The sequence below is a fragment of the Companilactobacillus halodurans genome (genome assembly GCF_009600985.1).
Taxonomy (GTDB): Bacteria; Bacillota; Bacilli; order Lactobacillales; family Lactobacillaceae; genus Companilactobacillus; species Companilactobacillus halodurans.
The window spans coordinates 1-1,338 of record NZ_VDFP01000153.1; the positions used below are offsets into that span (position 1 = coordinate 1).

Genomic DNA, 1,338 nt, shown 5'->3' on the forward strand with positions numbered 1-1,338 from the left:
GGTGGTTCTTCGGCAACCACCAAGTAGCACGAGCCACAGCGAAGGTTTCTGATGATGACCGAAGCGTTGACGGTGAAGTTAACGGTGGCTATTCACCAGAAGTAGTTACTTTAAAGAAAGGTGTACCAGCCACATTGAATTTTACAAGAAAAGATGCTTCTAGTTGTTTGGACCGAGTAGTCTTTTCAGATTTTGGTATTAATAAGGAACTACCACAAAATGAAAAACAAGCAATTGAAATTGATACAAGTAAAGCTGGCGAGTATCAATGGGCTTGTGGAATGGATATGTTTCATGGAAAAGTAATCGTTAAATAGGTTGCCGTCTCCGGAGCTGAGAAAATAGTCAATGGCTGTGCGGACCGGCTCGAGCCAAGGTCTCGAACCTCGGTTTGAAGACTTGCAAGCAAGTCTCCAAATACGCCCGGTGGTGTAAGTGCTAAAGTACTAACGCCACTTTCACAGCCATTGACTATTTTCTCAGCTCCTCCGACTAATTGGTTGGATAGGAAATTTTTTTATTATAGATAAGTTCTATTTAAATACTTTTAATTAGAAACTAAGGATTCATAAATAAGGTTTAAGTGCTGATACGAAAACTATTTAGAATGTTAAAAATGGTAATCGTGCATAAAGTCTCCAACATTACTATCTATAAAAAGCAAAGAATAAACTAGCCGGAAGAAGTAAGAAATTATGACGCTGTGAAGGTGGCGTTGGCGCTTTAGCGCCTACACCACGGGACGAGCTTTGGAACTCGCGGTCTTTGCGAGGTCCAAAGTCGAGATTCGAGACCGCATTTTGGCTCGAATCGTTCCCCACAGCGACTTAATTTCTTGCTTCTGGAGGCGGAATCGGTAAGTCAAGCAGTTGAGGGGGAATTTTGGTATGACTATCACAAAACGTTTTTGGATTTCATTGATTTTTTCTATTCCGATGTTGATTGGAATGATCCTGATGCCTTTTGGGATTATGGTTCCAGGCAGTGAGTGGATTCAGTTTGTTTTAACAACTGTTGTGATGGGTGTGGCGGCTCGCCCGTTTGTTCAGAGTGCCTGGGCGTCATTTAAAAAGCATCACTCAAATATGGATACTCTGGTAGCGATTGGGACTGCTACGGCTTATATTTACAGTATTTATGCAATGTTCACGCACCAAGCGGTCTTTTTCGAAAGTGCTGCTTTTGTTATCACGTTTGTTTTGTTAGGACAAGTTTTTGAAGAAAGAATGCGTAACAATGCTTCCAACGCGATTGAGAAGTTGGTTGATTTGCAGGCCAAGGATGCCGAGATTATGCGTGACGGTATGCTGGTTCAAGTGCCATTGTCAGAAATCGTGG

At 42.1% G+C, this 1,338-nt stretch carries 1 protein-coding gene and 1 pseudogene; both read left to right on the forward strand.

Translation table 11 applies throughout. The annotated features are described in order from the left end of the window. On the forward strand, positions 1-317 hold a 317-nt coding region (locus FHL06_RS13205; protein ID WP_153387075.1), incomplete at its 5' end, for a cupredoxin domain-containing protein. A 570-nt stretch (positions 318-887) separates the two neighbouring features. Next, a pseudogene (locus tag FHL06_RS13210) lies at positions 888-1,338 on the forward strand (heavy metal translocating P-type ATPase); the annotation flags it as partial.